The sequence below is a fragment of the Gordonia sp. HS-NH1 genome (assembly GCF_001418765.1).
In the GTDB taxonomy this organism is placed as follows: Bacteria; Actinomycetota; Actinomycetes; order Mycobacteriales; family Mycobacteriaceae; genus Gordonia.
In genome coordinates, this window is the sequence record NZ_LIYC01000127.1 from 1 (window position 1) to 477 (window position 477).

The 477-nt window shown below is 54.1% G+C and carries 1 protein-coding gene; it reads right to left on the reverse strand.

Annotation, left to right across the window (positions count from 1 at the left end; all coding sequences use genetic code 11):
- A partial coding sequence (locus tag AMD30_RS24355; protein WP_156354440.1) for a hypothetical protein occupies positions 1-305 on the reverse strand: 305 nt, incomplete at its 3' end.
- Between the last annotated feature and the right edge of the window lie 172 nt (positions 306-477).

Consider the following 477-nt stretch of genomic DNA (forward strand, 5'->3'; position numbering starts at 1 on the left):
CGACAAACCCGGGGCGTTTCACTCGATGATCTGAAGCGCACGTTGTTGCCTTCGATGGTCAGCATGGAGAGATCGTCGGTCAGGATCGCGGCGGTCGGGTGAATCGAGAACCCCCACGTAAACCCAAGGTCAGCGTACAGTTCGTCAGTGTTGCGAACATCGACGGAGTCAAGAAAGAAGTAGCTGTCCAGCGTCTTTCCACGATCGCTGCCAGGGATTTCCACATATATGACGGTCGACTTGGAGTAGGTGTCGAAGAATGCAAGGAGAGATTGGCGCGCGAGTTCGCACACTTGGTTGATCAACTTCGACGCCTCTGTAGTGGTCGCTCTTCGTCGCACTTCGATCGAATCAGTGTCATGAGGACACTTCGAAGGCTACGTTGCCGAAGTCGTACCAAAACCGAACCTCTTGGGACTCGAGCAGTATGTGATGACCGGCCACGTTCAGAGTCAAACCTCGGTCGTTGAGTCGAAA